General features: G+C 71.3%; 23 protein-coding genes and 1 pseudogene. 11 read left to right on the top strand and 13 right to left on the bottom strand.

Going from position 1 to position 22,981, the window contains the following annotated elements; translation table 11 throughout:
- Nucleotides 1-79 precede the first annotated feature (79 nt).
- The 3 genes and pseudogenes from ABZT49_RS26510 to ABZT49_RS26500 all read left to right on the top strand — a co-directional run bounded on the left by ABZT49_RS26510 (nt 80) and on the right by ABZT49_RS26500 (nt 1,883).
- Nucleotides 80-966, top strand: a pseudogene (locus ABZT49_RS26510) (MBL fold metallo-hydrolase).
- A 152-nt stretch (nt 967-1,118) separates the two neighbouring features.
- A complete protein-coding gene (locus ABZT49_RS26505; RefSeq protein ID WP_355290534.1) occupies nt 1,119-1,349 on the top strand; it encodes a hypothetical protein in 231 nt (76 codons plus the stop codon).
- A 291-nt stretch (nt 1,350-1,640) separates the two neighbouring features.
- The gene (locus ABZT49_RS26500; RefSeq protein WP_355290533.1) at nt 1,641-1,883 is read left to right on the top strand and encodes a hypothetical protein; all 243 of its coding nucleotides are present in this window, start codon (nt 1,641-1,643) and stop codon (nt 1,881-1,883) included.
- Between the two features lie 4 nt (nt 1,884-1,887).
- Here the strand turns inward: ABZT49_RS26500 and ABZT49_RS26495 are convergent, their stop codons facing one another.
- On the bottom strand, nt 1,888-2,655 hold the full coding sequence (locus ABZT49_RS26495; protein WP_355290532.1) for a glycerophosphodiester phosphodiesterase family protein: 768 nt from the start codon (nt 2,653-2,655) through the stop codon (nt 1,888-1,890).
- Between the two features lie 144 nt (nt 2,656-2,799).
- Complete coding sequence (locus tag ABZT49_RS26490; RefSeq protein WP_109974542.1) at nt 2,800-3,273, bottom strand: RidA family protein; 474 nt, start codon at nt 3,271-3,273, stop codon at nt 2,800-2,802.
- Nucleotides 3,274-3,588: 315 nt separating this feature from the next.
- Here ABZT49_RS26490 and ABZT49_RS26485 point away from each other — a divergent pair, with 315 nt between their 5' ends.
- The 5 genes from ABZT49_RS26485 to ABZT49_RS26465 all read left to right on the top strand — a co-directional run bounded on the left by ABZT49_RS26485 (nt 3,589) and on the right by ABZT49_RS26465 (nt 8,515).
- A complete protein-coding gene (locus ABZT49_RS26485) occupies nt 3,589-4,782 on the top strand; it encodes an aspartate aminotransferase family protein (protein WP_355290530.1) in 1,194 nt (397 codons plus the stop codon).
- Nucleotides 4,782-5,729 (top strand): ornithine carbamoyltransferase, encoded by a 948-nt coding sequence (gene argF, locus ABZT49_RS26480; RefSeq protein WP_355290528.1) that lies wholly within the window; start codon nt 4,782-4,784, stop codon nt 5,727-5,729. The genes ABZT49_RS26485 and argF overlap by 1 nt, the downstream gene beginning before the upstream one ends.
- Before the next feature lie 437 nt (nt 5,730-6,166).
- Nucleotides 6,167-7,204 (top strand): Hsp33 family molecular chaperone, encoded by a 1,038-nt coding sequence (locus ABZT49_RS26475; protein WP_355290526.1) that lies wholly within the window; start codon nt 6,167-6,169, stop codon nt 7,202-7,204.
- A 106-nt stretch (nt 7,205-7,310) separates the two neighbouring features.
- Entirely contained in the window at nt 7,311-7,832 is a 522-nt protein-coding gene (locus ABZT49_RS26470; protein WP_355290524.1) for a PRC-barrel domain-containing protein, read from the top strand.
- Nucleotides 7,833-7,903: 71 nt separating this feature from the next.
- Nucleotides 7,904-8,515 carry a LysE family translocator gene (locus ABZT49_RS26465; protein ID WP_355290522.1) on the top strand — a complete coding sequence of 204 codons (612 nt, stop codon included), beginning with the start codon at nt 7,904-7,906 and terminating at the stop codon, nt 8,513-8,515.
- 247 nt (nt 8,516-8,762) lie between these two features.
- Here ABZT49_RS26465 and argE read toward each other — a convergent pair whose 3' ends face one another.
- Nucleotides 8,763-9,947, bottom strand: a complete 1,185-nt coding sequence (gene argE / locus ABZT49_RS26460; RefSeq protein ID WP_355290520.1) for an acetylornithine deacetylase — start codon at nt 9,945-9,947, stop codon at nt 8,763-8,765.
- 108 nt (nt 9,948-10,055) lie between these two features.
- Entirely contained in the window at nt 10,056-10,448 is a 393-nt protein-coding gene (gene apaG, locus ABZT49_RS26455) for a Co2+/Mg2+ efflux protein ApaG (RefSeq protein ID WP_355290518.1), read from the bottom strand.
- A 180-nt stretch (nt 10,449-10,628) separates the two neighbouring features.
- On the opposite strand from apaG, the gene ABZT49_RS26450 reads away from it, so the two are divergent.
- Both ABZT49_RS26450 and ABZT49_RS26445 read left to right on the top strand, forming a co-directional pair.
- Complete coding sequence (locus ABZT49_RS26450; protein ID WP_355290516.1) at nt 10,629-11,078, top strand: hypothetical protein; 450 nt, start codon at nt 10,629-10,631, stop codon at nt 11,076-11,078.
- 60 nt (nt 11,079-11,138) lie between these two features.
- The gene (locus ABZT49_RS26445; RefSeq protein ID WP_355290514.1) at nt 11,139-12,224 is read left to right on the top strand and encodes a 2'-deoxycytidine 5'-triphosphate deaminase; all 1,086 of its coding nucleotides are present in this window, start codon (nt 11,139-11,141) and stop codon (nt 12,222-12,224) included.
- 133 nt (nt 12,225-12,357) lie between these two features.
- Here the strand turns inward: ABZT49_RS26445 and pgl are convergent, their stop codons facing one another.
- From pgl to rpmH, 9 genes are all read right to left on the bottom strand, one after another.
- Nucleotides 12,358-13,077, bottom strand: coding sequence for a 6-phosphogluconolactonase (gene pgl / locus ABZT49_RS26440; RefSeq protein ID WP_355290513.1), 720 nt, complete (start codon nt 13,075-13,077; stop codon nt 12,358-12,360).
- Entirely contained in the window at nt 13,074-14,606 is a 1,533-nt protein-coding gene (gene zwf / locus ABZT49_RS26435) for a glucose-6-phosphate dehydrogenase (protein WP_355290511.1), read from the bottom strand. Before zwf ends, pgl begins: the two co-directional genes overlap by 4 nt.
- Before the next feature lie 11 nt (nt 14,607-14,617).
- Nucleotides 14,618-15,592, bottom strand: coding sequence for a phosphogluconate dehydrogenase (NAD(+)-dependent, decarboxylating) (gene gnd / locus ABZT49_RS26430; protein ID WP_355290509.1), 975 nt, complete (start codon nt 15,590-15,592; stop codon nt 14,618-14,620).
- Nucleotides 15,593-15,870: 278 nt separating this feature from the next.
- Nucleotides 15,871-18,702: a bifunctional transaldolase/phosoglucose isomerase gene (locus ABZT49_RS26425; RefSeq protein WP_355290508.1), complete on the bottom strand. Its 2,832-nt coding sequence runs from the start codon at nt 18,700-18,702 to the stop codon at nt 15,871-15,873.
- A 113-nt stretch (nt 18,703-18,815) separates the two neighbouring features.
- On the bottom strand, nt 18,816-19,205 hold the full coding sequence (locus ABZT49_RS26420) for a DUF423 domain-containing protein (protein WP_355290506.1): 390 nt from the start codon (nt 19,203-19,205) through the stop codon (nt 18,816-18,818).
- Nucleotides 19,205-19,873, bottom strand: coding sequence for a ribosome biogenesis GTP-binding protein YihA/YsxC (gene yihA, locus ABZT49_RS26415; RefSeq protein ID WP_355290504.1), 669 nt, complete (start codon nt 19,871-19,873; stop codon nt 19,205-19,207). The genes ABZT49_RS26420 and yihA overlap by 1 nt, the downstream gene beginning before the upstream one ends.
- 13 nt (nt 19,874-19,886) lie before the next feature.
- Nucleotides 19,887-21,725, bottom strand: a complete 1,839-nt coding sequence (gene yidC, locus ABZT49_RS26410) for a membrane protein insertase YidC (RefSeq protein WP_355290502.1) — start codon at nt 21,723-21,725, stop codon at nt 19,887-19,889.
- Nucleotides 21,726-21,836: 111 nt separating this feature from the next.
- Nucleotides 21,837-22,328 (bottom strand): ribonuclease P protein component, encoded by a 492-nt coding sequence (locus ABZT49_RS26405; RefSeq protein ID WP_355290500.1) that lies wholly within the window; start codon nt 22,326-22,328, stop codon nt 21,837-21,839.
- Nucleotides 22,329-22,357: 29 nt separating this feature from the next.
- Complete coding sequence (gene rpmH, locus ABZT49_RS26400) at nt 22,358-22,492, bottom strand: 50S ribosomal protein L34 (RefSeq protein WP_010300405.1); 135 nt, start codon at nt 22,490-22,492, stop codon at nt 22,358-22,360.
- Nucleotides 22,493-22,701: 209 nt separating this feature from the next.
- Here rpmH and ABZT49_RS26395 point away from each other — a divergent pair, with 209 nt between their 5' ends.
- The gene (locus tag ABZT49_RS26395) at nt 22,702-22,893 is read left to right on the top strand and encodes a DUF1192 domain-containing protein (protein WP_355290497.1); all 192 of its coding nucleotides are present in this window, start codon (nt 22,702-22,704) and stop codon (nt 22,891-22,893) included.
- Nucleotides 22,894-22,981 lie beyond the last annotated feature (88 nt).

The raw sequence follows: 22,981 nt of genomic DNA, 5'->3' as shown, positions 1-22,981 counted from the left end.
GGCACGCCCCGGCGCCGCCGGCGGGAACTGATACTCCTTGGGGGCATTGAGCCGGGCAGTCCCGTCGCGAGGTGCCGGCATGCCCCAGCAGATCCCGATCGGCCCCGATTCGGTCTCCGACGAGCCCGCCGGCCCGGACGGCACCCACGGCCTGCGCCCGGACCTCGCCTATCAGCGCCACGTCCTCGTCAACGTCGCGTATCTCGGCGCGCCCGGCGCCGGCGACCGCGGCTGGGTGCTGGTCGATGCCGGGATCATCGGCTCGCGCGGCGCCATCGAAGCGGCCGCCGCGTCGCGCTTCGGCGCGGGCGCCCGGCCGGCGGCGATCGTGCTCACCCACGGCCATTTCGACCATGTCGGGGTGCTGGAGGACCTCGCCGAGGCCTGGGACGTCCCGGTCTGGGCCCACCCCCTGGAGCGCCCCTATCTCGACGGCAGCGCCGCCTATCCGGCCCCGGATCCGAGCGTGGGCGGCGGCCTCGTCGCCCGGCTCTCGCCGCTGTTCCCGACGAAGCCGGTCGATGTCGGCGCCCGCCTGCGCCTCCTGCCGGAGGATGGCGGCGTGCCGCCACTGCCGGGCTGGCGCTGGATCCACACGCCGGGCCATTCCCCCGGCCACGTCTCGCTCTGGCGCGCCGCCGACCGGACGCTGATCGCCGGCGACGCCTTCGTCACGACGGCGCAGGAATCGGTCTACGCCGTCGCGACCCAGGCGCCCGAGATGCACGGCCCGCCGCGCTACCTCACCACCGACTGGGACGCCGGCGGGCGCTCGGTCGCGGCGCTGGCTCAGCTCGAGCCCGAGCTGGCGCTCACCGGCCACGGTCGACCCCTGCACGGCCCGGGCCTGCGCCAGGCCCTGCACGACCTCGCCCGCGACTTCGCGGCGTCGCGGTGCCGGAGCAGGGGCGCTACGTCGAGGCGCCGGTGCGCGCCGGCGATCCGGAGGCGACGCGGGCGCCCTGAGCGTCGCTCTCCCCGTTATTCACATCCCCTGCCATATAGGCCGGCGCAGGCACGAACGCAGCTTGACCGGGGCGGCCTCGCCGTGGCTTGTTCATGTTATGTTCTAACGTGAGTCGGCGATGGCCGGCTTCATGCAGCGGCGAGCCAGATCCATGAGTCACGAGCCGGCGGAACGACGGGACGGGCGGGCGCCCGGCGTCGAGACGATCGCCGTCGCCTACCTCACCGCCGCCGGGGGCGATGCGGGCCTCGCGCTGCGCCGGGCGATCGCCGACGCGCTCGCGGATCTCGGCGAGGCCGAGCGGCGGACGCGCCAGAGGGACCGGCTGATCTCGCGCGGCTACGTGCGGGCGGGGCGACTGGCTCCGACGCCGCCCACCTGAACCCTCCCCCCTCTGCGGGGGAGGGTGCCCCACGGAGTGGGGCGGGAGAGGGGACGCGGCTTCCGGAGAGGTCGCGACCTCGTTGAAGGTCGCCAACTGAATCAACGTCGCGCTGCCCCTCTCCCGGCCTGCTCCGCAGGCCACCCTCCCCCGCAGAGGGGGGAGGGGTCGGGCGTCGCGCTTCACCTAGACATCCTCTCCCCACACGACCCGTCGCGCCGCGTGCGCGCCGGCACATCGAGCATGCCCTGACCGGACCTACAGCATCCATCACCAGCCGGGACGTCCGCCATGTCGATCCAAAGCATCCATCACGACGTCATCCGCTACGACATCCGCCGCGACCGCGCCGGCTGGACGGTCTACGACGTGCGTTCCGGCGCTATCGCGGTGATCGACGAGGTGCTGCAGGTCGGCCTCGCCATGGACGAGGCCGATGCCGTGGCGGACGCGCTGAGCACCGAGATCCCGCCCGCCTCGTTTCCCGGGATGGCGCCGCGTTTCGCCTGGTTCCAGGATCCGGCGCGGCCCTGAGCCGCTAGGCCCGGAAGCCCTCGAACACCATCTGGTCGGCATGCGCCCGCGCGAGCCGCACCTGCGCCTCGTTGCGCACGGTCCAGGTCATCACCGGCATGCGGCCGAGTAGGCGACAGAGATGGGTCGCGGCGTTCGGCAGGTCGTCGACGCGCCAGGACAGGAAGTCCGGCCGGCTCTCCGAAAAGTGCAGCAGGTGCGCCAGCCCGTGCCGCTGCGCCTCGGTCAGGGAAGCGTAGGCTGGATCATCGTGATGGCTCTCCGCCACGATGCCGCGCGGGATGCCGGGCGCGAGATCGGCGAGCGCCCCGACGATCGCGGGATCGAACGACTTCAGCGCCACCGGGCCGCCATCGGCCGCAACATGGGCCGCGACGACCTCCGCGGTGCGGCGGGCGAGAGCCAGGTCGCCGTCGAACCGGGTCTTCACCTCGACGACGAGCGGCGTGCGGCCGGCGATTTTCTTCAGGAACTCCGCCAGGGTGGGGACGCGCTCGGCGCTGCCGAGCACCGTCAGTTCCCTGAGATCGGCGGCGTCGCGCTCGCGCACGAGGCCGTCAGTCCCGGTGAGCCGGCCGAGGCCGGCATCGTGAAAGACCATCGCCTCGCCGTCCCGGCTGAGCTGGACGTCGCACTCGATCGCATAGCCGCCCGCGATCGCGGCTTCGGCCGCCGCGATCGTGTTCTCGGGGATGCCGGCATTGCGGTCGTGCAGGCCGCGATGGGCGATCGGGCGGGCGGTCAGCCAGTCGGGGGCGAGGCGGTCTGTCATCGGTCGCAGCCTGTCTGATGGGTATGGGCGTTCAATCCTACCCGCACGCTCATCCTGAGGTGCTGCTTGCAGCAGCCTCGAAGGACTGACACCTCAGGATGGGGCCGCTGATAGGAATAAAGTGAGACGCTGCTCGGACCAGTCTCAGCGAACCTCGAACAGGCCCTCGACCTCGACCACGGCGTCGAGGGGCAGCTCGGCGACGCCGATCGTCGAGCGGGCGTGGCGGCCGCGCTCGCCCAGCACCTGCACCATCAGGTCGGAGGCGCCGTTCATCACGCCCGCCACCGCCGAGAAGCCCGGCGCCGTGTTGATGAAACCGCCCAGCCGCAGGCAGGCCACCACCGCGTCGTCGAGGTTGCCGGCCGCGGCGCGCAGCTGGGCCAGCACGTTGAGGGCGCAGTGCCGCGCGGCCTCGGCCGCCGCCTCCGGCGAGACCTGGGCCCCGACCTTGCCCTTGTGGGCCGGGTCGATCTGGCCCTGCGCGTTGAAGGGCAGCTGGCCCGAGATCACCACCAGGTTGCCGCTGCGCTGGAAGCCGACGTAGTTCGCCACGGGTGCCGCGGCGGGCGGCAGGGTGAGGCCGAGCTCCTTCAGGCGGTCGAGGGTCGCGCTCATCTGTCTGGTCTCCCACCAGGCCCGCCCCGGGGCATCGAAGGGGCATCGATCCGCCGGGCATGCCGGGCCGGTCCGTCGTCCCGCGGCGCCCCCGCCGCGGCGCGGCCGGGGACCGGCCGCCCGAGGGTCTGTGCCCCGAAGGAAGTCCCGCCGCAACCCCGGGCGAGAGGGCATCGCAATGTCATCTCGGCGTCATCTTCACGGGGCGGCGTTGACACAGCGCGCTCGTTCCATAGTATCCGCGCGCGCCGCCCTTCGAGGCGGCGCTTTGTTTTCCGGTCGACCGACTCACTCGACCGCGACGGAGACGAGATCGTGACCTCCTCGCTGCTGCCGACCTACGCCCGGGCCAAGGTGTCCTTCGAGCGCGGTGAGGGCGCTTGGCTCATCGCCCGAGACGGCTCGCGATACCTCGATTTCGGCGCCGGCATCGCGGTCAACTCGGTCGGCCACGGCCATCCGCACCTCGTCGCCGCGCTGACCGAGCAGGCCCAGAAGGTCTGGCACGTCTCGAACCTGTTCGAGGTGCCGGAGGCCGAGCGGCTGGCCCAGCGGCTGACCGAGGCGAGCTTCGCCGACGTGGTGTTCTTCGCCAATTCCGGTGCCGAGGCCAACGAGGCCTGCATCAAGATGGCGCGCAAGTACCACGCCGCCGGCGGCCATCCGGAGCGCTACCGGATCGTCACCTTCGAGGGCGCCTTCCACGGCCGCACGCTCGCCACCATCGCGGCCGGCGGGCAGCAGAAGTACATCGACGGCTTCGGCCCGAAGGTCGACGGGTTCGACCAGGTGCCGTTCGGCGACCTGGAGGCCCTAAAGGCCGCCATCACCCCCGAGACCGCCGCCCTGATGATCGAGCCGATCCAGGGCGAGGGCGGCCTGCGCGTCGTCTCGCACGAGTGGCTGCGCACCCTGCGCTCGCTCTGCGACGAGCACGGCCTCCTGCTGATCATGGACGAGGTCCAGACCGGCATCGGCCGCACCGGCAAGCTCTTCGCCCACGAATGGTCCGGCGTGACGCCCGACATCCTGTCCTCGGCCAAGGGCATCGGCGGCGGCTTCCCGATGGGCGCCTGCCTCGCCACCAGCGAGGCGGCCCGCGGCATGGTGGTGGGGACCCACGGCACCACCTTCGGCGGCAACCCGCTCGCCATGGCGGTGGGCAACGCCGTGCTCGACATCATCCTGGCCCCCGGCTTCCTGGAGCACGTGCGCCAGACCGGCCTGCTCCTGAAACAGCGCCTCGCCGCCCTCAAGGACCGCTACCCGGACGTCGTCGACGAGATCCGCGGCGAGGGCCTGATGATGGGCCTGCGCCTCGTCGTCACCAACACCGACTTCGCCGCCGCCGCTCGGGACGAGCACCTCCTGGTGATCCCGGCCGGCGACAACGTCGTGCGCCTCTTGCCGCCGCTGATCATCGGCGAGGCCGAGGTCGGGGCGGCCCTGGACAAGCTGGAGGCGGCCTGCGCCGCCATGGAAACGAGGGGCCGGAGGGCCGCAGAGTGATGAACGCGCCCGTGAAGATCGCGCCGGCCCCCCGGCACTTCCTCGACCTGACCGATTTCTCCGGCCCCGAGCTGCGCACGGTGCTGGACGCCTGCGCCGAGCTGAAGCGCCGCCGCCGCAAGGGCGAGCCGCCGGCCGAGCGGCCGCTCGCCGGCAAGTTCTTAGGGATGGTGTTCGACAAGCCCTCGACCCGCACCCGCGTCTCGTTCGACGTGGCGATGCGGGAGCTGGGCGGCGAGACCCTGATGCTCACCGGGCGGGAGATGCAGCTCGGCCGCGGCGAGACCGTCGCCGACACCGCCCGGGTCCTGTCGCGCTACCTCGACGCGATCATGATCCGCATCCTCGACCACGGCATGATGCTGGAACTGGCGGAGTACGCGTCCATCCCGGTCATCAACGGCCTGACGAAGGACTCGCATCCGTGCCAGATCATGGCCGACGTGATGACCTTCGAGGAGCATCGCGGCCCGATCAAGGGCCGCACCGTCGCCTGGTCGGGGGATTCCAACAACGTGCTGGCCTCCTGGGCCCACGCCGCGGCCCGGTTCGATTTCAAGCTCAACGTCGCCTGCCCGCCGGAGCTGCCAGTGCCGGAGAGCCTGATCGCCCGCGCCAAGGCGGAGGGCGCAGAACTCAGCGTCACCGCCGACCCGTTCGAGGCGGTGGCCGGGGCCGACGCGGTCGTGACCGATTGCTGGGTCTCGATGGGTGACGAGGACGAGGCGCACCGCCACAACCTCCTGATGCCCTACCAGGTCAACAACCGGCTGATGGCGGCGGCTGCCAAGGACGCGGTGTTCATGCACTGCCTGCCGGCTCATCGCGGCGAGGAGGTCACCGCCGACGTGATCGACGGACCGCAATCGGTGGTGTTCGACGAGGCCGAGAACCGGCTCCACGCCCAGAAGGGGATCCTGGCCTGGTGCCTCGGCGCCGTCGCCTGACGGCGTGCTTCGGCCTGCATGACGGCAGCTGACACCCTCCGCGGCATCCCGGGGCTCGCCGAAGGCGAGAACCCGGGATGCCGCGGAGGCTTCAGAATAAGTCGGAACGCACACCGCCTCATCCGGCCTCCTCAGCGGTGATGGATCCCGGGTTCCGCGGCGCGGCCCCAGGATGACGCAGAGCGTGTCAGGACCATCGGGTTCGATCCGGCCAGCCCCGATGCTCCGGCCCGCGCGGCAACCCCTTCGAAAACATCGCTCCGCCTCCCATATACCGGGATACGCCGGTCTCTCGCCGCGGCGTCTCCCGCCCCTCGCTCCGCCGTCTCGCCCTCCCCGGAGACGTGCGCCGCGACCCGTACGGAAGGCGCCCCGCCGGGAGACCTTCTTTGTCCTGCACGAGTGCCGGGCCTCGTCGGGCCGGCGGCGGTGAGAGCATGTCCGAGACGACCCCTTCCCAGAGCCTCGCCCAGAGCCATGACGGCCGCGACGACGCGATCCTGCCCTTCGCGGTCGAGCCCCTCGACGTGCGCGGCCGCGTCGTGCGCCTCGGCCCCTCGGTCGACACCATCCTGCGCCGGCACGGCTATCCCGACACCGTCGCGCGGCTCCTCGGCGAGGCCGCGGCGCTGACCGTGCTGCTCGGCTCCTCACTGAAGTTCGAGGGCCGGTTCCAGCTCCAGACCAAGTCCGACGGCCCGGTCGAGATGGTGGTGGTGGATTTCGAGGCACCCGACCGGGTGCGCGCCACCGCCCGCTTCGATGCCGGGCGCGTCGCCGCGGCAGGGCCCCGCGCCGGCACCGCCCAGCTGCTGGGCCACGGCCACCTCGCCATGACCATCGACCAGGGCTCGGCCCAGAGCCGCTACCAGGGCGTGGTGGCGCTCGAAGGCCAGGGCTTCGAGGAGGCGGCGCACCAATATTTCCGGCAATCGGAGCAGATCCCGACCCGGGTCCGCCTCGCCGTCGCCGAGCAGGTCGAGGGCGGGGGGGAAGGGCCTGGGAATTCCTGGCGCTCCGGCGGCCTGCTGGTGCAGTTCCTGCCGCACTCGCCCGACCGCGCCCGCCTCGCCGACCTGCCGCCCGGTGACCTGCCGGAGGGGCACGCGCTGCTCGACGACAGCCGGCCGCAGGAGGACGATGCCTGGGTCGAGGCGAAGTCGCTGATCGCCACGATCGAGGATCACGAGCTCGTCGATCCCACCGTGTCGAGCGAGCGCCTGCTCTACCGCCTGTTCCACGAGCGCGGCGTGCGGGTGTTCGAGGCGCAGGGCGTGCACGAGGCCTGCCGCTGCTCGCGCGAGCGGGTGATGGGGATGGTGCGTAATTTCTCGCCCGAGGAGCGCCGCGAGATCGTCGGCGAGGACGGCCGCATCGGCATCACCTGCGAGTTCTGCTCGCGCCACTACGACCTCGACCCGGCCGAGGTGGAGGCCGAGATCGCCCGCGACGAAGGGCACGGCCCACAGGGCTGAAACGGGGCCTGCCCCCAGGGAAAGCGGGTGTGCGAGGGAACCTTTCGCACCGCAACCGACTCATCATGCGCCCGAGCGTGTCGGGCGCACGAAGCCGGAGCCCTCGATGTCTCGCCCCCTCCTCGCCGCCGTGGTCCTCCTCGTCGCCGGCGCCAGCGCCGGTCTGGCGCAGGATGCGAGCGGTCCCAAACCCGTGCCGGGCGCCCCCGCCACCCTCGCCAACGACCTGCGGCCGACCTTCGTCGCGCAGGAGCCGAGCGACCTCATGGCCTCGAAGATGATCGGCCAGAGCATCGTGAACGGCGCCAACGAGACGATCGGCTCGGTGGCCGACATCGTGCTCGGGCCGGACCTGGCCGTGAAGTCCTACGTCGTCGGCGTCGGCGGCTTCCTCGGGCTGGGCACCAAGTACGTCTCGGTCGCCAGGGAAGCGCTGCAGGTCTCCCGCGTCGACGACAAGACGCTGAAGGCGGTGATCAACACCGACAAGGACCAGCTGCGCGCCGCCCCGGAATACGTCTATCTCGGGCAGCAGCCCGCCAAGACGGACGCGAGCAAGACGGAAGCTCAGAAGTCGGACGTCCCGGCCGCCACCGGCACCACCACGACCCAGCCGGCGCAGCAGTAGAGTCCGAGCTTGGCGGGGCGGCATCGTGCGTGGCACGCTGCGGTCCGGTTCATCCCCGGACACGTCCCGCCATGCCCCTCGACCTCTATCTCGGCTTCGTCGCCGCGACCCTCGTCCTGATCCTGATCCCGGGTCCGAACGTCGCCCTCATCGTCGCCAACAGCGTCGCCCATGGCAGCCGCTACGGCCTCGTCACCGTGGCGAGCGTCGGGGCGGCGCTCACCGTGCAGCTGGCGCTGACGGTCGCCGGCCTCTCGGCGATGCTGGCCGTGATGGCGACGTGGTTCGAGGTGCTGCGCTGGCTCGGCGTCGCCTATCTCGCCTGGCTCGCGTTCCGCGCCTGGCGGGCGCCGGCGACCGACCTTGCCCAGACCGCCCCGGAGCCCCGGGCCGTCCGGGCCATCGCCCTGCGGGGCTTCCTGGTGGCGCTGACCAACCCGAAGACGCTGCTGTTCTTCGGTGCCTTCCTGCCCCAGTTCGTCAGCCGCGACGCGGCGCCGTTCGGTCAGCTGGTGCTGCTAGCCGCGACCTTCCTGGTGCTGGCGGCCGCTGGCGACGTGGTCTGGGCGGTGCTGGCGGGGCGGGCGCGGGTCGTGCTGGCGAAGGGGCGCTGGCGCAACCGGCTGACCGGCGGGCTGCTGCTCGGGGCGGGTCTGGGGCTGGCGCTGGCCCGGAAGCCGTGAGGTTAGCGAAGCGTGAGGCGGGGCAGGCTGCTCTCAGGTCTGTTCTCATCCTCAGGGTCATTCCGGGGCCGCGAAGCGGAGCCCGGAATCCAGAAGCGCTGGACTTTCAGAATGAAGCGGACCTGATCAGCCTGTTTCTCCTTCACCTGCGTTTCTGGATCCCGGGCTCTCGCCGTTGGCGAGCCCCGGGATGACCCTGAGCGGTGGGAGCGGATTGACTACAATCCTCAGCTTGGCTGAAGCGGTCTCAAACCGGGCTCCATCCCGCCGCGCAATCCCGCACCAGCTGACGCAGGAACACTTCCCCCGCCTCCAGGGCCGCGAGCGTGATGTACTCGTCCGGCTGGTGCGCCTGGTCGATCGAGCCCGGGCCGCAGACCACGGTCGGCAGGCCGGCGAGCTGGAAGCGGCCGGCCTCGGTGGCGTAGGGCACCGTGATGGTGTGGTTGCGGCCGGCGAGCCGCAGGGCCAGGCGCTCGGCCGGCGAGCCGGGCTCGGGCGCCAGCCCCGGCACCGCCGCGTCCTCCTCGGTCTCGATATGGCCGTAGGCCCCGAAGCGGTTGAGCCGCTCGCGGGTCACCCGCTCCACCTCGGTCGCGAACAGGTTCGGGATCTCGTCGCGGGGAAGGTCCGGCAGGCCGCGGAATTCCCACTGGAACTCGCAGGATTTCGGCAGGATGTTGCGGGCGGTGCCGCCGCCGATCACCCCGACATGGACCGTGGTGTAGCCCGGATCGAACCGGCCGCCGGCATCGCCCCGCGCCGCCATCTGGTCGGCGATGCGGTTGAGCCCCGCCACCAGCTCGGCCGCCGCCATCACGGCATTGGCGCCGAGCGCCGGCTTCGAGGAATGCGCCTCGTGGCCGTGAACGGTGGTGCGGTAGGTGTAGATGCTCTTGTGGGCGTCGGCGACATCGAGGTCCGTCGGCTCGCCGACGATCACCGCGCCGGGCCGCGGCAGATCCTGGCCGAAGCGGGCGATCACGTCGGCGACCCCGAGGCAGGTCAGTTCCTCGTCGTAGGAGAGCAGGATGTGGATCGGCGTCTTGAGGTCGGCCGCCAGCATCTCCGGCACCAGGGCGAGGCAGAGCGCGTCGAAGCCCTTCATGTCGACGGCGCCGCGGCCATAGGCTTTGCCGTCGGCGACGCGGAGCGTGTAGGGATCGCTGGTCCAGGATTGGCCCGCCACCGGCACCACGTCGGTATGGCCCGACAGCACCACGCCGCCGTCCCGCATCGGCCCGATCGTGGCGAAGAGGGCGGCCTTGTCGCCGGCCTCGTTGGGGGCGACGATGGTGGGCACGCCCCAGGCGTCGAGGTAGTCACGGACCCACGCGATCAGCGGCAGGTTCGACTTCTGGCTCTCGGTGTCGAAGGAGACCAGCCGGGCGAGGAGTTCGAGCGGGGTCAGGCGGGGGCCGGTCTGGGTCATCGGGGCGGGCGGTCTCACAGGGGGAAAGTCCAGGTCTTAGCCCAAGCCCGCCGCCCCCGACAGCCGCGCCAGCGCAAGGACCCCCGGATGCCGGAGCACGGCTGGACGTCAGTGCATCACCCGGCGGACATGCGGCGAGTCGAGCGAGAAAGCGGGGATCGCCGCCTCGAAGCTGCGGCCGTCCGAGGTCGCCATGGTGTAGGTGCCCTCCATCGTGCCGTCCGGCGTCGTGAGGGGGCAGCCGCTGGTGTAGCTGAACGACTCGCCGGGCCCGAGCACGGGCTGCTTGCCGACCACGCCGGCGCCGCGCACCTCCTGCATCTCGCCGCGACCGTCGACGATGCGCCAGTGGCGGGAGCGCAGCTGCACCTGCTCGCTGCCGTTGTTGGTGATCTCCACCGTATAGGCGAAGAAGTAGCGTCCGCTGTCGGGCGAGGATTCCTCCTCGACGAAGCGCGGCTGCACGGACACGCTGATGCCGCGGGTCTCGGCCTTGTACATCAGGGAACCTCCGCTGGCGGCCCGCGGGCAAGCGCGACGGCCGACGGGGGTCGTGGTACGTCCGGCCTTCCGGATCGTCAATCACCGGCGATCACGGTCGGTAATTCTGCACGAGGCGCGCCCATCCCGGCCATGAGGTTCCTTCGCTCGTCCACAACCGTCGCGGGACTTCTCGCCGCGTTGAGCCTGGCGCTCCGCGCCGACAGCGCCGCCCTCGTGCTGCTCGCCCTCTGGTGCGGGCTGGCGCTCGTCGCGGCGCGGCGCGAGGGGGCGGGGGAGACGCCCTGGATCCGCCTCGCCCTCGCCGGCGCGCTCGCCTGGCGGTCGCCCGGCGGGCCGGCGGCGGCGCTCGTCGCGAGCCTTCTCCTCGAGATCGCGGTGGCGCGGCTGACCGCGCGCGCCGCCGCCCGGACCGGGACCGCGCTTCCCGGCCCCGACCTGCATTCGCTGATCCTCGCCGGCGGGCCGGGGGCCGACCTCGTCGCCGCCCTCGGCTTCGCCGCCCTGATCCTGTGGCCGGAGACCCTGCCGCTAGTCGCCAGTGCGCTCGCCGGCCTCACCGCCATGGGGGCGATCGCCCGGGCGAGCCTCGCGGTCGCCGTGGTCCGCGGTGTCCGCGACGAAGCCTGAGCCTCTTCACCTCGTCGAAACCCTGGCCTACGACAATACGCTATCGCGGATGGACGGGTCATGGTGAAGCTCGAGGACGGGATTCAATCGGCGGAGGCCATCGCGGCGCTCGCCGGCGCCGGGGTGATCCGTCCGGCCAGTCCCTTCGCGGACGACCAGATCCAGCCGGCGAGCCTCGACCTGCGGCTGGGCGCCCGGGCCTGGCGGGTGCGGGCGAGCTTCCTGCCGGGCCGCACCCGCGACGTCGCCGCCTGCCTCGCCAAGCTCCAGCTGCACGAGATCGACCTGCGCCAGGGCGCGGTGCTGGAGACCGGCTGCGTCTACATCGCCGAGTTGCAGGAGGGCCTGGCCCTGCCGCCGGACCTCGCCGCCAGCGCGAACCCGAAAAGCTCGACCGGGCGCATCGACGTGTTCACCCGGGTCATCACCGACCAGGCGCGGGAATTCGATATGGTCGAGGCTGGCTATGCCGGCCCGCTCTTCGCCGAGATCTCGCCGCGGACCTTCCCGGTGCTGGTGCGCACCGGCTCGCGCCTGTCGCAACTGCGCTTCCGCCGCGGCGCGGTGCGGCTCGACGACGCCGCGCTCGCCCGCCTGCACGCGGCGACCCCGCTGGTCGACGCCGCCGATCCCTCGTTCCAGGGCGGGGTCGCGGTCTCGGTCGACCTGTCGGGCTTCGACGGGCTGATCGGCTACCGCGCCAAGCGCCATACCGGCCTCGTCGACGTCGACCGGCCCCGCACCTACCCGGCCTCTGAGTTCTGGGAGCCCCTGCGGACCGACGGCTCCGGCACCCTGATCCTCGATCCGGGCCAATTCTACATCCTGGCCTCGAAGGAGTCGGTACAGGTGCCGCCGGACTTCGCCGCCGAGATGGTGCCGTTCGATCCGCTCGTCGGCGAGTTCCGGGTCCATTACGCGGGCTTCTTCGATCCCGGCTTCGGCCATGCCGAGGCCGGCGGCACCGGCGCCCGCGCGGTGCTGGAGGTGCGCTCCCGCGACGTGCCGTTCATGCTGGAGGACGGCCAGATCGTCGGCCGCCTCGTCTACGAGCGCATGGCCCAGCGCCCGGCCGCCCTCTACGGCAGCGCCGCCGGCTCGAACTACCAGGCCCAGGGGCTGAAGCTCTCGAAGCACTTCGTGTGAGCGCCTGACCCCCGCGCCGGGACAACGGCCGAAGGCGTGCGTCACGGCGTGGCGCGTCACCTCCCGGCGCAGCGTCTCCGATTGTCGCGACGGACGGACTCGCCGGTCCGCATCGGGGCGCTCGCCGAGACCGTCAGCCCGCGGCAGCCTGATCGAGCAGCCACACCGTCTCGCCGAGGGCCCGGGCCTGGCCGGAGGGCAGGGCCTCGCCGGCGGCGAGGCGGGCGAGCGGCGCCCGCTTGCCCGCGCCGGTGACCAGGAACAGGATCAGCGGCGTCGCTCCGAGCGCCGGCAGGGTCAGGCTCACCCGCGGCACGAAGGGGGCGAGGCCGGCCTCCGGTACCGCCACCACCCAGGCCTCGCCCTCCCGCGCCTCGGGCTTGCCCGGGAACAGCGAGGCGGTGTGGCCGTCCTCGCCGAGGCCGAGGAGCACGAGGTCGAAGAGCGGCCGGGCCGGGTCGAGCCGGTCCGCACCGTACCAGGCCCGCAGCTCCGCCGCGTAGGCCTCGGCGCAGGCCGGCACGGCGCGGTCGGTCGGGATCGAGTGCAGGTGACCGCCGGGCACGAGGTCCCCGAACGCCTCCTCGGCCAGGCGCCGGTTGCTGCCGGCCTCCGGCCCATCGCCGACGCGCTCGTCGCCGAAGAACCAGTGCAGGCGCTCCCAGGGGAGGCGGTCGCGGAAGTCCGGCCCGGCGAGCAGCCGGTAGAGCAGCTTCGGGGTCGAGCCGCCCGACAGGCAGACCCCGATCCGCCCCTGCCTGGTGGAGGCCACGGCCACCAGCCGCTCGGCCGCCGCCCGGGCGACCGCGCCGGCGTCGGGCAGGATGCGGGCCCCCGGGGGGAGGGCGCTCACGACCCGTGCTCCAGCGAGCGCCAGTCCCGTCCGTCGCGGGTCAGGAGGTCACGGGCTTGGTCCGGCCCGGCGCTGCCGGCCTCGTAGGGGAGGGTGGCGAGCTCGCCCTTTGCCGCCGCGTCGAGGATCGGCTGGACGATGCGCCAGCCGGCCTCGATCATGTCGGCGCGCTGGAACAAGGTCGGGTCGCCGATCATCGCGTCGTAGATCAGGGTCTCGTAGCCGGTGCTGGGCTCGGTCTTGAAGTAGTCCTTGTAGCAGAACCGCATGTCGACGCTGCCGAGCCGCACCGCCGGGCCCGGCACCTTGGCGCCGAATTGCAGCGAGATGCCCTCGTCGGGCTGGAGTTGCAGCACCAGCCAGTTCGGCACGTCCTCGTGCACGTTGGTGCCCTTGAACAGCGACAAAGGCGCCTGCTTGAAGCGGATCGCGATCTCGGTGTCGCGCCGGGTCATCGCCTTGCCGGTGCGCAGGTAGAACGGCACCCCGGCCCAGCGCCAGTTGTCGATGCCGAGCTTCAAGGCGACGAAGGTCTCGGTGTCGCTGTCCTGCGCGACGTCCGGCTCCTCGCGGTAATCCTTTACCGCCTTCCCGTTGACGGTACCGGCCGTGTAGCGGCCCCGCACCGCATCCTCGACCGTGGCCGAGGGGGTCGCGAGCAGCACCTCCTCCTTCTTGTCGCGCACGGCCTCGGCCTCGAACGAGATCGGCGGCTCCATCGCGACGAGCGTGTAGAGCTGGAACAGGTGGTTCGGCACCATGTCGCGCAGCGCGCCGGTGGCCTCGTAGAACTTCCCCCGCCCCTCGACCCCGACGGTCTCGGCGACGGTGATCTGGACGTGGTCGATGTGGTCGCGGTTCCACAACGGCTCGAACAGGCCGTTGCCGAACCGGAACGCCATGATGTTCTGCACCGTCTCCTTGCCGAGGAAGTGGTCGATGCGGAAGATCTGGTCCTCGGACAGGACCTTCAGGATGTCGGCGTCGAGCTGTTCCGCCGAGGGCAGGTCGTGGCCGAACGGCTTCTCGATGATGACCCGGCGCCAGCGATCCTCACCCTTCTTCACCAGGCCGGCCTCGCCGAGCTTGGCGATCGTCGTCCCGAACAGGCTGGCGGCGACCGCGAGGTAGAACAGGACGTTTCCGCCGCTCTCCTTACCCGACACCTCGGCGATCGCGCCCTTCAGCTCCTCGAAGAAGCCTGAATCCGAGAGGTCGCCCGAGCGGTAATGGACCCGCCCGACGAGGTCGTTCCACACGCCCTCGTCGAACGAGCCGCCGCCGGCCTCACCGCCCTTGGCGGTGATGAAGCCGCGCACGGTCTCGCTCAGCTCGGCGCGGAACTCCTCCGACGACATCTCCGTGCGGCTGACGCCGATCACGGAAAAGTCCTTCGGCAGCAGGCCCCAGCGGCCGAGATTGTAGAGGGCCGGCATCAGGAGCCGGTGGGTGAGGTCGCCGGTCGCCCCGAAGATCACCAGGGTGCAGGCGGGCGGGGGCGCGGCCCCCTCGGCCATGACACTCGTCATTTCGGCGCTCGTCATTTCGGCTCCTGGTGGCCGCCGAAGCCCTTGCGCATCGCCGAGAGCAGCTTGTCGGCGTAGGTGGCGCTCTGGCGCGAGCGGAAGCGGGCGTAGAGGGCGGCCGACAGCACGTGGGCCGGCACGGCCTCCTCGATCGCGGCGTTCAGCGTCCAGCGGCCCTCACCCGAATCGGCGACGTGGCCCGAGAAGGCATCGAGGTTTTCGTCGCCGGCGAGCGCGGTCGCGGTCAGGTCGAGGAGCCAGGACGAGACCACGCTGCCCCGGCGCCACACTTCAGCGATGTCGCCGATATTGAGGTCGAAGCGCTGCGCCTCCGGCAGTTCCGTGGAATTGGCGTGCTTGAGGATGTCGAAGCCCTCGGCATAGGCCTGCATCAGGCCGTACTCGATGCCGTTATGGATCATCTTGACGAAGTGGCCGGCGCCGCTCGGGCCGGCATGGATGTAGCCGTGCTCGGCACGGGCGTCGCGGCCGTCGCGGCCGGGGGTGCGCGGCACCTCGCCGAGGCCGGGGGCGAGGGTCGAGAAGATCGGGTCGAGCCGGTCGACCGCCGCCTTGTGGCCGCCGATCATCATGCAGTAGCCGCGCTCCAGCCCCCAGACGCCGCCGGAGGTGCCGACATCGACGTAGTGCAGGCCCTTCTCGTCGAGGATCGCAGCGCGGCGGATGTCGTCCTTGTAGAACGAGTTGCCGCCGTCGATGATGACGTCGTCGGGCTGCATCAGCCCGGCGATCTTCATGACGGTCACTTCGGTCGGATCGCCCGCCGGCAGCATCACCCAGGCGGTGCGCGGCACGTCGAGCTTCGCGACGAAGTCCTCGAGGCTGTCGGCGCCGACCGCGCCCTCCTGGACCAGGGCCGCCACGGCCTTGGGATCCTGGTCGAACACCACGGCCGTGTGTCCGTTGCGCAGGAGCCGCCGGACGATGTTGCCGCCCATCCGACCGAGACCGACCATGCCGAGTTGCATCGCGTCACTCCTCGCCGGCGAGGCCGGGGCCGGCGGCCCGTGGGCGTGGGGCCCGTTGTCTTATGTCACTGGCGCGGTCCCCCTCTCCCGTGTGGGAGAGGGGCTAGGGGTGAGGGTGACACGCTGCCGATTAGAGCTCAGACCGTCGTGCTGGCAGCGCCACGGTTAGTTCTTCACACGGAGCCGTAGCACCCTCACCCCCGACCCCTCTCCCACACCTCGCAGCGATACCGGGCAAGCCCGGCATCGCCTGGAGAGGGGAGGCTGCGCTTTAGCCTCTAACTAAGCGCCGACTTCAGCCGGTCGAGCCCCTTGCCCACATCGCCCTTGATGTGAACGCGCAGGGCCCGGCGGCCGCGCTCGGAGAGCACGCCGAAATCGCCCCGGGCCTGCGCGGCGATCACGGTCGCGAAGCCGAGGCTGCGGCCGGGAATGGCGAGGTCGGGGGCCTCCGAGGTGATCTGCAGGAAGACGCCGCTGTCGGGCCCGCCCTTGTAGGCCTGGCCGGTCGAGTGCAGGAAGCGCGGCCCGAACTCGGCGCAGGTCGCGACGTGCTTCGCTTCGCGTAAGCGCACTCGGGCTTCCTGGAGCGGCGCCAAGTGCTCCGGGTTGCGGGTGACATAGGCGAGCAGCGCGACGTAGTCGCCCGCTCCCACGCGCCCGATCTGCGCCTTGATCCAGCTCTCCGGGTCCACGCCGGCGCCGGCCTTGCGCAGGGCGTCGGCATTCGTCGGGTCGGTGTAGAGGGCGAACCCGTCATCCTCCGCCACCGGCGTCTCGGCCGGCAGGGCACCGTTCGTCTCGGCGGCGGAGAAGAGCTCCCGGGTCTTGATCTTGCTCGCCTCGACGTCGGGCTGATCGAACGGGTTGATGCCGAGCACCGCGCCCGCCACCGCGGTGGCGATCTCGAAGCGGAAAAATTCCTGCGGCAGGCTGGCCTTCGAGGCGAGCGCGATCCGCACCACCGGGTGGCCCGCCTCCTCCAGCGCCTCGACGGCGGAATCCTGGCCCGCATCCGCCCCCTCGTCGAGGCGCAGATAGACGAAGAACCGGTCCTTGCCGTAGGCGGCGGGCGCGGCGAGCGGCTCGTTGTCGATCGGGATGAGGCCCTTGCCCTCCTTGCCGGTCGATTCGGCGATCAGCTGCTCAGCCCAGGCGCCGAAGGCGTCGATGCCGGGCGAGGCGATCAGCGTGACCTTGTCGCGGCCTTCCGCCGTCGCCGCGATGCCCATGGCGAGGCCGAGCTGCACGCCGGGATTGAGGTCCGGCGGCACGTCGGAGCCGCAGGAGCGCACCATGGTGCGGGCGCTCGCCAGGAAGGACGCGACGTCGAGGCCCATGGCGGCGGCCGGCACCAGCCCGAAAGCCGAGAGCACGGAGTAGCGCCCGCCGATCTGCGGCACGCCGTAGAAGATGCGCCGGAAGCCGTCGTCCTTGGCCGCCTTCTCCATCGCCGAGCCCGGATCGGTCACGGCGACGAAGTGCCGGCCGGCCTTCTCGTCCCCGACCACGTCGCGCATCCGACCGAGGAAGTAGTCGCGGAAGACGTTGGGCTCGAGGGTCGAGCCCGACTTCGAGGCGACGATGAACAGGGTGCGCTCGAGGGTCACCGCGGCCTCGACCGCGCGGACCTCGTCCGGATCGGTGGAATCGAGGATGCGCAGGCGCGGGAAGCCGGCTTGCGGCCCGTAGGTCTCGGCCAGCACCTCCGGCCCGAGGCTGGAGCCGCCCATGCCGAGCACCACCACGTCGGTGAAGCCCTCCCGCTTCACCTGGTCGGCGAAGGCGGCGTACTCGGCGGTCTTCTTCGATTCATCCTCGACGATGGTGAGCCAGCCGAGCCACTTCGCCTCGTCGGCGCCGCTCCACACCCCGGCGTCGCGCTGCCACAGGCGGCGCACCAACCCGTCCTTGCGCCAGGTCTCGATCGCCGTCTTCAGCGGCGCGTCGAGGCTGCCGAGGGCCAGGGCCTGCCGGTCGAGGCCATGATCGAGGAATTTCTCGCGCTTGCCGGCAACCGCACCCAGCACCTTGTCGGCGGCGTCGACGAAGAGCTGCACGCCCTCCTCGACCAGCTGGCGCGCCACGGCATCGAGGTCGATCCCGGTCTTGGCGAGGTGGGCGAGCACCCGCTCGGCCTCGTCGACGCCCTCTTCCAGGCTCGCTCGCACCTTTCCGTGATCACGGAAGGCGTCCATCGTCGCCGGCGGAATGGTGTTGACGGTGTTGGGGCCGATCAGCTCCTCGACGTAGAGCACGTCGGAATAGGCCTTGTTCTTGACGCCGGTGGAGGCCCAGAGCAGGCGCTGCGGATGGGCGCCCTTGGCGGCGAGCTTCTGCCAGCGCTCGCCGGCGAACAGGCGCTTGTAGCGCCGATAGGCGAGCTTGGCGTTGGCGATCGCGACCTTGCCCTTCAGGCCCTCCAGGGCCGCCTTCTCGTCAGGATCGTTGGCCGCTGCGATCTTTTCGTCGAGCAGCTTGTCCACCGCCGCGTCGATGCGGCTGATGAAGAAGCTCGCGACGCTCGCGACCCGGTCGATCGCGCCGCCGCTCGCCGCGAAGCGTTCGAGGCCCTCGATATAGGCGTTCGCCACCTGCTCGTAGGCATCCTGCGCGAAGAGCAGCGTGACGTTGATGTTGATGCCGTCGGCGGTGAGGTCGCGGATCGCCGGGATGCCCTCGGGCGTCGCCGGCACCTTCACCATCAGGTTGTCGCGGGCCACCGCCTTGTGCAGGCGGCGGGCCTCGGCGAGGGTCTCGGCGGTGTCGAGGGCGAGATACGGTGACACTTCCAGGCTGACGAAGCCGTCCTGGCCGCCGCTGGCGTCGTAGACCGGGCGCAGCACGTCCGCCGCCGCCTGGATGTCGGCGATGGCCAAGCCCTCGTAGAGATCGATCACCCGCTCGTCGCCGGCGCGTTTGAGGGCGTCGTCGTACTCGTCGGAATGGCCGATCGCCTTCTCGAAGATCGCCGGGTTCGAGGTCACGCCGCGCAGGCCGTCCTCGTCGACGAGGCGCTTGAGCCCACCCTCCTGAACGAAGCCCCGGGCCACGAAATCGAGCCAGACGGCCTGGTCCTGTTCGGCGTGCAGCTTCTTGAGCGGGTTCATGCCTGCGGTCTCCGCGTGTTTGCGGCAGATGTGGCCCGCAGGCGTGTGATGTCCAGGGGGAGAGCCGAGGGAAGCTTGGCCTTGAGGGCGGAAACGACGCTCGGGACGGCTCGTTAGTGCCTGGCCGGCCAGAGGCCCGCGACCGCCACCAGCACCCAGCCGAGAATCAGGATCATGCCGCCGCTCGGCGCCGCCATGGGGAAGAGCGGCACCTGCAGCAGCGCCCGGACCGAGAGGTCGCCGGAGAACAGGGCGAGGCCGAGCGCGAGGGCGAAGCCCGCGAGCCGCGCCGGGACCGGAGGCACGCGACCGCTGCCGGCCAGCAGCGCGAGGCCGAGCAGGGCAGGGGCGTGGAAGAGGAGGAACTGCGCGGCCGTCGCGAGGCTCGTGGCGCCAGCGATATGGGCCGCCGCCGCCGACAACCCGACGCCGAGCGCACCGGCGAGCCCGGCGAGCGCGATCAGGGCGCGGTCGGCAGCGGAATTCCCGTTGAAGGTCTGCATCACTCGCCGCGCTCGGCGAGCAGGCGGGCGATGCTGGCGCGCAGATCCGCGACGCCGTCGTCGGTGCGGCTCGAGGTCAGGATGATCTCAGGGTAAGCCGCCGGGCGCCGCGAGATCGCCGTCGCGGTGGCGCTGAGCCGCGCGTCGATCTCGCCCTTCTTGAGCGCGTCGGCCTTGGTCAGCACGATCTGGTAGGAGACCGCCGCCTTGTCGAGGCCGTCCAGCACCTCGGCGTCGATCGGCTTGATGCCGTGGCGCGAGTCGATCAGCACGTAGACCCGGGCGAGGTTGGCCCGCCCGCGCAGGTAGTCGTGGATCAGCTCGGTCCAGGCCGCGACCTTCGCCTTCTCGACCGCGGCGTAGCCGTAGCCCGGCATGTCGACGAGGACGAGCTTGCCGCCGCCTATGTCGAAGAAGTTGAGCTGCTGGGTGCGCCCCGGCGTGTGCGAGGTGCGGGCCAGCGCGTTGCGCCCGGTGAGCGCGTTGATCAGGCTCGACTTGCCGACGTTGGAGCGGCCCGCGAAGGCGATCTCGTGGCCCCGCATCGGCGGCAGGATCGCGAGCTTGTCGGCGGCGTAGAAGAAGTCGGCCGAGCCGGCGAAGAGCAGCCGCCCTGCTTCACGCAGGGCGGCAACCTTCTCTTCCTCAGAACGAGGATCGTCCTGCATCAGCTCCTAGCCTTCAGCTCTTGGCCTTGGCGGCCTTCGGCGTGCGCGAGAACGTCGAGCGCAGGTTGTCCCACAGCTCCACCTTCACCCCGTTGCGCCGCATGATCACGTATTGCTGGATCACCGACAGGGTGTTGTTCCAGGCCCAGTAGATCACCAGGCCGGCCGGGAACGAGCCGAGCATGAAGGTGAAGATGATCGGCATGAAGGTGAAGACCTGGGCCTGGACCGGGTCCGGCGGCGCGGGGTTCATCTTCATCTGCACGAACATCGTCACGCCCATGATGAGCGGCCAGATGCCGAGGTGGAGGAAGTCCGGCGGGGTGTAGGGCAGGAGGCCGAACAGGTTGAACAGCGAGGTCGGGTCCGGCGCCGCGAGGTCGCGGATCCAGCCAAAGAACGGCGCGTGCCGCATCTCGATGGTGACGAACAGCACCTTGTAGAGCGCGAAGAAGACCGGGATCTGCACCAGCACCGGCCAGCAGCCGGCGACCGGATTGATCTTCTCCTTCTTGTACAGCTCCATCATCGCCTGCTGCTGCTTGACCTTGTCGTCACCGTAGCGCTCGCGGATGGCGGTCATCTCCGGCTGGACGGCCTTCATCTTGGCCATCGAGACGTAGGAGCGGTTGGCGATCGGCAGGAAGAACAGCTTCAGGATGAGGGTGACGACCAGGATCGAGACGCCGAAGTTGCCGAACAGCCGGTAGAAGAAGTCCAGCGCCTTGAACATCGGTTTGGTGATGAAGTAGAACCAGCCCCAGTCGATCAGCAAATCGAAGCGCTTGATGCCGAGCGACTTCTCGTAGCCATCGATGGCGCCGACCTCCTTGGCGCCGGCGAACAGGCGCTGGCTGGCCTGCACGGAGGCGCCGGGAGCGAGCTGCTTGGCCTCGCCGAGGCTGCTGGCCTGGTAGACCTTGGTGGCGCCCTCGTCGCGCTCGGTGAACGAGCCGGTATAGGGCGCCGCCTGGTCGGGGATCGCGGCCGCGGCCCAGTACTTGTCGGTGATGCCGAGGAAGCCGCCGGTCACGCCGGTCCATGAATGGCCGCGGGTGCCGGGGGCGCCGAGCGGGTTCTCCTTGGCCAGCTTGTCGTAGGTGTATTCCTGCAGGCCCTGGTCGCCGAGGACGCCGATCAGGCCCTCGTGCAACACGTAATAGCCCTGCGTGTGCGGCTTGCCCCAGCGCGAGACGAGGCCGTACGGGTAGAGGGTGACGGCGTTGCCGCCCTTGTTCTCGACCGCGTCGGCGACCGTGAACATGAACTTGTCGTCGACCGTGATGGTGCGGCGGAAGGTGAGGCCGGCGCCGTTATCCCAGGTCAGGACCAGGGGCTTCTGCGGCGTCAGCACGTCGCCTTCGGCCGTCCAGAGCGTGTCGCCGCCCGGCAGCGGGCCGGCATTCTGCCCGACCCAGCCGAACTCGGCGTAGTACGGGTTGGCCGAGCCGGTCGGCGAGAGCAGCTCGATGCGCGGCGACGAGTTGTCGACGGTCTCGTGGTAGTTCTTCAGCAGCACGTCGTCGATGCGGCCGCCCTTCAGCGCCACCGAGCCGGCCAGAGCCGGGGTGTCGATCTTCACCCGCGGCGAGCGAGCGAGGGCCTCGGCGCGGCTCGCGGCGAGCGCCGGGCTGCCGGCGGGGGCGCCCGGCAGGGTGCCGGGCAACGGCGCCGCGGGGCCGCCCTCGCGGGGGCTCGCCGCCGGGCCGTCCTTCGCGGCCTGGGCCTGCTTGGCGGCCTGCTCCTGGCGCTGGCGCTCCACCTGCGGCGCGCTGACGAAGTAGTTCCAGCCGAGCAGCACTGCCAGGGACAGCACCACGGCGATGATCATGTTCGTCTTGTCGTTACCCATGGACCCGCGACGCCTGCCGCCTAAAGAGCGGGACCGAGGGCGGGCCTGGCGGCCCGCGTCCCGGCCCTCACGACCAACACGACGAGGCGATTCCGGCTGGCCGGGATCGCCTCACGAATTCCGTTCCGGGGGTCTCGGCTCCGGTCGCGGGGTCGTCCCCGCTCCGCCCGAGCCCCGCTTGCCGCGTCCCGCCTTGCGGGCGGGCTGCCCACCCTCGGGGGAGGGCGGCTTCGGCGCCCGCGGCTTCGTGACCGCGCCGAGGGCCTGGCGGACGTCCTCGACCAGCTGCGCGAAGGGCGCCGCCAGGGCGTCGCGCCGGCCGATCAGCACCACGTCGGCCGCCTTGTCCCGCTGCGCCGGACCGGCCTGCGCCGCCGCGATCTGCGCCGCGACCTTGAGGCGGCGGCGGATGCGGTTGCGCTCGGTGGCGTGGCCCTCGCGCTTCGTCACGGTGAAGCCCACGCGCAGGCCGCCCGGCGGTCCATCGTCCCGCAGGCGGCCCTGTGCCGTCAGGCGCTCGGTATGAAAACGGCGGCCCTTGGCCGCCGCCAGATAATCCGGGCGCCGGGTGATCCGGCCGATCGGCGGCGAACCACCGGTCATCGCGGCGCTTGTCGGCACCGCGAGGGGCCTTACGCCGACAGGCGCTTGCGGCCGCGGGCGCGGCGGGCGGCGATGACCTTGCGGCCGCCGACGGTGGCCATGCGGGCACGGAAGCCGTGGCGGCGCTTGCGCACGAGCTTCGACGGTTGATAGGTTCTCTTCACGGCTCGTTCTCCGAAGGCCGGGGCCGGCTTAAGCGCGACGCGCTGCCGAGGCCCTCGTGGTCCAGAATGTCTTGGCGAAAGCGAACCGCGCCCGAATGGGGCGCGGTCACGTCGCGCCGGTGTATGGCGGAATGGTCCGGGCGAGTCAATCGCGTTAAGGATCGCGCCGCGCGGGGACATGAGGGCGTCCGCGCGCGAGGGAGACGCCGATGTTCGACGACGCCGAGACCCGCAAGCCGCCGCAGACCGCGCACCTGATCGGCCAGGACCTCGCCGCCCTGTCCGTCTCCGACCTCGACGAGCGGATCGAGGCCCTGCGCCGCGAGATCGCCCGGCTGGAGGAGGACAAGCGGCGCAAGCAGGCCTCGCAGGAGGCGGCCCGGGCGGCGTTCAAGTTCTGACGCCGGGCGAGTTCCGAAGCGGGACGGGGGCGGGGGAGGGTGTCCCGGTTTGGGGCGCTGGGGCGGCGATGCCTGGACGACGTAGAGG

The organism is Methylobacterium sp. EM32 (genome assembly GCF_040593685.1).
Taxonomy (GTDB): domain Bacteria; phylum Pseudomonadota; class Alphaproteobacteria; order Rhizobiales; family Beijerinckiaceae; genus Methylobacterium.
Note: the sequence above shows the minus strand (reverse complement) of the source record. Positions and strands in the feature narration are given on the sequence as shown.

Bases quoted from the DNA above. Each gene is read 5' to 3' on its own strand.
- ABZT49_RS26505 (WP_355290534.1), top strand. From the start codon at position 1,119: ATGAGTCACGAGCCGGCGGAACGACGGGACGGGCGGGCGCCCGGCGTC.
- ABZT49_RS26500 (WP_355290533.1), top strand. From the start codon at position 1,641: ATGTCGATCCAAAGCATCCATCACGACGTCATCCGCTACGACATCCGC.
- ABZT49_RS26495 (WP_355290532.1), bottom strand. From the start codon at position 2,655: ATGACAGACCGCCTCGCCCCCGACTGGCTGACCGCCCGCCCGATCGCC.
- ABZT49_RS26490 (WP_109974542.1), bottom strand. From the start codon at position 3,273: ATGAGCGCGACCCTCGACCGCCTGAAGGAGCTCGGCCTCACCCTGCCG.
- argF (WP_355290528.1), top strand. From the start codon at position 4,782: ATGAACGCGCCCGTGAAGATCGCGCCGGCCCCCCGGCACTTCCTCGAC.
- ABZT49_RS26475 (WP_355290526.1), top strand. From the start codon at position 6,167: ATGTCCGAGACGACCCCTTCCCAGAGCCTCGCCCAGAGCCATGACGGC.
- ABZT49_RS26470 (WP_355290524.1), top strand. From the start codon at position 7,311: ATGTCTCGCCCCCTCCTCGCCGCCGTGGTCCTCCTCGTCGCCGGCGCC.
- ABZT49_RS26465 (WP_355290522.1), top strand. From the start codon at position 7,904: ATGCCCCTCGACCTCTATCTCGGCTTCGTCGCCGCGACCCTCGTCCTG.
- argE (WP_355290520.1), bottom strand. From the start codon at position 9,947: ATGACCCAGACCGGCCCCCGCCTGACCCCGCTCGAACTCCTCGCCCGG.
- apaG (WP_355290518.1), bottom strand. From the start codon at position 10,448: ATGTACAAGGCCGAGACCCGCGGCATCAGCGTGTCCGTGCAGCCGCGC.
- ABZT49_RS26445 (WP_355290514.1), top strand. From the start codon at position 11,139: ATGGTGAAGCTCGAGGACGGGATTCAATCGGCGGAGGCCATCGCGGCG.
- zwf (WP_355290511.1), bottom strand. From the start codon at position 14,606: ATGACGAGTGTCATGGCCGAGGGGGCCGCGCCCCCGCCCGCCTGCACC.
- gnd (WP_355290509.1), bottom strand. From the start codon at position 15,592: ATGCAACTCGGCATGGTCGGTCTCGGTCGGATGGGCGGCAACATCGTC.
- ABZT49_RS26425 (WP_355290508.1), bottom strand. From the start codon at position 18,702: ATGAACCCGCTCAAGAAGCTGCACGCCGAACAGGACCAGGCCGTCTGG.
- ABZT49_RS26420 (WP_355290506.1), bottom strand. From the start codon at position 19,205: ATGCAGACCTTCAACGGGAATTCCGCTGCCGACCGCGCCCTGATCGCG.
- yihA (WP_355290504.1), bottom strand. From the start codon at position 19,873: ATGCAGGACGATCCTCGTTCTGAGGAAGAGAAGGTTGCCGCCCTGCGT.
- yidC (WP_355290502.1), bottom strand. From the start codon at position 21,725: ATGGGTAACGACAAGACGAACATGATCATCGCCGTGGTGCTGTCCCTG.
- ABZT49_RS26405 (WP_355290500.1), bottom strand. From the start codon at position 22,328: ATGACCGGTGGTTCGCCGCCGATCGGCCGGATCACCCGGCGCCCGGAT.
- ABZT49_RS26395 (WP_355290497.1), top strand. From the start codon at position 22,702: ATGTTCGACGACGCCGAGACCCGCAAGCCGCCGCAGACCGCGCACCTG.